The 4,616-nt window shown below is 60.3% G+C and carries 3 protein-coding genes and 2 pseudogenes; 2 read left to right on the top strand and 3 right to left on the bottom strand.

Annotated elements, in window-relative coordinates; translation table 11 throughout:
* Window positions 1–100: 100 nt before the first annotated feature.
* Window positions 101–333 (bottom strand): annotated as a pseudogene (locus HV796_RS40325) (DDE-type integrase/transposase/recombinase); the annotation flags it as partial.
* A 170-nt stretch (window positions 334–503) separates the two neighbouring features.
* Between HV796_RS40325 and HV796_RS40320 the strand changes: the two are divergent.
* On the top strand, window positions 504–1,496 hold the full coding sequence (locus HV796_RS40320) for a quinone oxidoreductase family protein (protein ID WP_175233295.1): 993 nt from the start codon (window positions 504–506) through the stop codon (window positions 1,494–1,496).
* Window positions 1,497–1,884: 388 nt separating this feature from the next.
* Here the strand turns inward: HV796_RS40320 and HV796_RS40315 are convergent, their stop codons facing one another.
* The gene (locus HV796_RS40315; RefSeq protein ID WP_175233294.1) at window positions 1,885–2,052 is read right to left on the bottom strand and encodes a hypothetical protein; all 168 of its coding nucleotides are present in this window, start codon (window positions 2,050–2,052) and stop codon (window positions 1,885–1,887) included.
* Window positions 2,053–2,413: 361 nt separating this feature from the next.
* Between HV796_RS40315 and HV796_RS46240 the strand changes: the two are divergent.
* A pseudogene (locus tag HV796_RS46240) lies at window positions 2,414–2,584 on the top strand (integrase core domain-containing protein); the annotation flags it as partial.
* 213 nt (window positions 2,585–2,797) lie between these two features.
* Here HV796_RS46240 and HV796_RS44970 read toward each other — a convergent pair.
* A partial coding sequence (locus tag HV796_RS44970) for a hypothetical protein (RefSeq protein WP_246356343.1) occupies window positions 2,798–4,616 on the bottom strand: 1,819 nt, incomplete at its 5' end.

Genomic DNA, 4,616 nt, shown 5'->3' with positions numbered 1-4,616 from the left:
AAGACCTACATGATCTTGCATTGGCTGCCTCTTGTGCCGTCGGCCCGTGACGGTCCCCTTTTCTTCTATCGGCCGCCAATGCTCACGGGTGGGAGGCGTTCATTTCATTGACTTCGATGCCGCTCAGAATGACACGCGCGCAGTCAAAGTCCTTGAACCCGAGCATCGGTCAAGTGCGACGTTTGACGGCCCGATGGTCCTGCTCCACCATGCTGTTCAAATACATGACTTGCCGAACCTTGGTGGGCGTCTCGCGCTCGCCGTCATCGCGTGAAGCGCCGCCAGATTGGAACCGCTTTTGTCGATGGCCACCGCCTCGGGTGAACCGTTCTTGCCGAACAAGACAAACTTCAGATCGATACCGATCAGCGTGACCTCGTTCATGGCACTCTCCTCTATCGTGAACCGAATCGCTTATCGAACTGCTCGTGGTAGAGCATCGCACTTCTTTGTAACTATGAGTTATGCTGAGGCCGGCAAAACAGAGCCTGAGGAGACGAAGTATGCTGACACCCGCAACGACTCGCCGCGTCATCCGGCTTAACGCATTCGGAGACCCCAGTGTCCTTCAGTTGTGCGAGGAGCAGATCGCACCGCCCGCACCAGGCGAAGTGCAACTGCGTCAGGTCGCCATCGGTTTCAATTACATCGACGTCTATCAGCGCTCCGGAAAATATCCGCTACCTTTGCCAACCGGGCTGGGGCATGAGGCTGCTGGCATCGTGGACGGCGTCGGCCACGGTGTGGCGGACTTTCGCGTGGGCGACCGCGTCATCTATATGAATGCGGGAATTGGCGCCTATACTGATCGTCGCAATGTTGAAGCGACAAAGCTGACTCGCATTCCTGGCTCCTTTGACGAACCGACTGCTGTAGCGGTTTTCTTCAAAGCCATGACGGCCGAGTACTTGCTGCGCAAGACATATCCGGTCAAGGTCGGCGATATCGTTCTGATTCATGCCGCAGCGGGCGGTGTAGGGCAAATTCTCTGCCAATGGGCGAAGGCTATGGGCGCGTACGTCATCGGCACCGCAGGCTCCGACGAAAAATGCCGCATCGCACGAGAGTCGGGCTGTGACCATGCCATCAACTACAACTCTGAAGGGTGGGTCGAGCGTGTAGTTGCGGCCAGCGACGGCCGCAAAGCGCATGTCGTCTATGACTCCGTTGGGCGACACACGTTTCTGGGCTCGTTGGATTGTGCCGCGAAGTTCGGCACCGTTGTGGTCTTCGGCGCCGCATCCGGCCCAACGCCCTCCATCGATCCTGAGATACTGAACAATAAAGGATGCCTGTTTCTGACGCGCCCTTCCGTGTTTCCCCATAATTCCGACACGGCAACGTTCCGAGCAAATGCCGATGCGGTTTTTGAAGCGCTGCGCATCGGTTGGATTAAGCCCTCGTCATCTGCCCGCTTCACACTCGACAAGGTGGCGGATGCACATACGATGGCGGAACGGCGGGAAAATGCCGGCGCTATCGTCATCCTGCCATAGCCTAGACCGCTTCGCGTGGTATAAGCCGTGAAAAGCTGGCGCTTTTCCTGCGGGGTGCAAGGCCTGCTCGGCAACCGCTCCAGCTCGAAGCAACCCGCTCCTGTCAATTACGTGGAACAGGGTAAGCCTGATTCCCCCTGCCTAGGTGTCCTTGCATCGAACCAAGGTAAGTGACTCGCAAGGGGAACTGTTGGGAAGCAGGTACAAATGCGAAGCAAGCGAATGGCAGCCTGTAACAGGTTGCATAGGGGTTCAAGATTTGCCCTAACCCGCTGTTAGCGGCGGCGTAAAACCGCTTATTGATGGCGGCGCAAGATTGAGCGAAACCGTCAACCATGAAGGGGCCATCGGCCCCTTCATGGTGCTGTGCGTGATGACGGCGCAGGGATCACAACGGTAGGTTGTAGTCAGTACTAGGGGTAGCGACAGCAGGTTGATGCCGTTCACGCAGCAACTCGTGTAGCTGGTCCCCGTAGAAGTCGGTGATCGCGGCGAGCGGAGTGTCAAGCAGTTCGAACACGGGGAGCGCCTGGTCGGGTGTCCAGTCGTCGGGCATGATTGGCCTCGCACAACACGACCACGCGCGGGGGCGCCGCGTGCGCCGGACCTGGTACGGCGACACTTTACTGCGCACGCGTCAAACGTGCTGTGGGTTGCTGACGCGACCTACGTGCCGACCGACGCCCGATTCATGTCTGGCAGTGGTACTCGATGCGTTCAGCAGGCACATCGTGGGCTGGTCGATATCACATCATCCGCATACCGAACTAATTCGGCAGGCACTGGACATAGCATTGCAACAGTGACGCCACGAAGGCGTGACCCTACATTCGGATCAAGGTGTCAGTATACGTTCGTTGCCTTTGGGCGGCGTTGCCGCGAAGCCGGCGTGCAGCCGTCCATGGGCACGGCCGGTGATGCGTATCAACGCGATATGCGAGTCGTTCTTCGGCACGCTGGAGGCCGAACTGCTCTCGCGCAAACACGTTGCGCCCCATGAACAGGTACGCCGGCGCATCGTCTCCTTCCTCGAGGGATGCCACAACGCCCTCCGGCTTCATGGCAGCATTGGCTATTGCTCGCCGCTCGAATTCGAAGACCGTTATGCGCAAATCAGATGCCATCGCTGCGCGGGTTGCCCACAGGCGGGCAGCGCCGTGGTCATGACAGGCGACCCGCCGCCCGCCAATGGACAACCCGCGATCCATCCACGGTGGATGGTGTCACATCGCATTAAACTCAAACCCAGATCTGTCCGTCGAAACGGGGCACCCGCAGTTGTCGCGACACGGTCGGCCGGACTATCCCCGCTTTTCTGCTTTACTTTGCAGCTTAAACCCGAAGGCATGGTTGATGGCTGCGCGCGTGTTAGGTTGCAAGCCATGATGCCGGATCCCCTCGTTGACTGCCTGTTCAAGCGCCGCAGGACGCGCACCCGCACCGCTGCCCGCAGGCACCAGTTGAGACCATGACTGTCCCTGCTCTTCCAGATGCACCAGAAACCGGTTGACGCTAGAGTAGTATCTCTGACTCGGTTCTTCAGGCAAATTTTTCAGCAGATCCTTGTGCCCCTGAAGATCCGGCGCGAGCCGAACTCTTCTTGTGTCCCCTTGCAGTTTGAACCCGAAGGCCTGGTTGAGCGCAGTTCGCGTATTGTGCTGCAAGCCATGATGCCGGATCCCCTCGTTGACGGCCTGTTCAAGCGCGGCAGGACGCGCACCCGCACCGCTGCCCGCAGGCACCAGTTGTGACCATGACTGTCCCTGCTCTTCCAGATGCACCAGGAACCACTTGACGTTAGAGCGGTAAGTCGGACCCAGTTCTTCAGGCAAATCCTTCAGCAGATCCTTGTGCTCCTGAAGATCGGGCGCAAGCCGAACTTTTTTTATGTCGCCTTGCAGCCTGAACCCGAATGCCTGGTTGATGGCTGCGCGCGTGTTGGTCGGCAAGCCATGATGCCGGATCCCGTCGTTGACTGCCTGTTCCAGCGCAGCAGGACGCGCACCCGCACCGCTGCCCGCGGGCACCAGTTGCGACCATGACTGTCCCTGCTCTTCCAGATGCGCCAGGAACCGCTTGACGTTAGTGCGGTATACCTTATTCAGTTCTTCAGGCAGATGCTTCAGCAGATCGATGTGTTCAGGTAATGTCGGAGCGAACCTTGCGGGGGGCTTTGCGCGACTGCTGCCCGGGAGAGGGGCGGCAGGCTGTTGACGCCCTGGCACGTTCAGGCTGTCATGGATCTGCTGCTCCGCATGGGAAAGCGGCAGTCCACGCGCCTGCTCCGCGTGGGCCCAGTCAACCAGCGCCGTGCCTGCCGGGTCCGCCCTCCAGCCTTGAGGTGCAACGTCAACCGGCGAGCCAGAATGCGGCCTGTCGTCCAGATTCGCGAGCTCGTTGTCCACCTCATCCGCCGACAGCTGGGGGAAGCGATGCGGTTCAGGCGCCCCACCCTTCAGACCCGGAGCATTCCGGGCCTGCTGCCACTGGCCCTCCCGGTTTTCCAGACGGATCGTCCGCTCCCGTCCGCCGCCATGAGCATCCACCGGGTTCCATACCACATACCCTTCCGTCGACGCGGCTTCGTCTTTTGCAACCCGGTACAGCTTCGCTCCAATCTGCGCGTAGTGCGCCAGCGTTTGCGGATCCTGCCATGTCCCGCCCTCCGCCCGACGCATCGCCACCGGCCGCCTGTCCTCCGGTACCGGCGTGAGTCGTTCGAGCAGTTGATGCATCTCCGCGCCTGAAGGAGCGGCTTCCTCGCGGGCCGCAACCAGCGCAAAGGGGTCGCCCACGCTGCCGTGTTCCCCGGCCTTGTCCGTGAGCATCAGTGCGCGGTCATCCATTCCCAGGTCTCTCAGTGCGCCAAGACTGTGCTGCGCCTGCATTCGCACGGCTGCTGGCACTTCATGGTGGGAGAAGGTGCGGGAGGCAACTTTCCCGTCCGCCAGCGCTGAATGGCCCACGACACGGCTGCGCGTGAGCAGATGCCCCTCTCCGTCGGTCACAAAGTCCAGCCCCAGGCCCATCACGCCACCGACCGTCTCGGCCGTGTCGTTACTGGCCACCCCGTCCACAATGATGTAGCCCGAACCCACGTACGGTACCAGCGTGATGAGC

Source organism: Paraburkholderia humisilvae, assembly GCF_902859855.1.
Lineage (GTDB): Bacteria > Pseudomonadota > Gammaproteobacteria > Burkholderiales > Burkholderiaceae > Paraburkholderia > Paraburkholderia humisilvae.
This window is presented reverse-complemented; position numbering and strand designations above follow the sequence as displayed.

Coding starts and splice junctions, on each gene's coding strand:
- HV796_RS40320 (WP_175233295.1), top strand. CDS start 504: ATGCTGACACCCGCAACGACTCGCCGCGTCATCCGGCTTAACGCATTC.
- HV796_RS40315 (WP_175233294.1), bottom strand. CDS start 2,052: ATGCCCGACGACTGGACACCCGACCAGGCGCTCCCCGTGTTCGAACTG.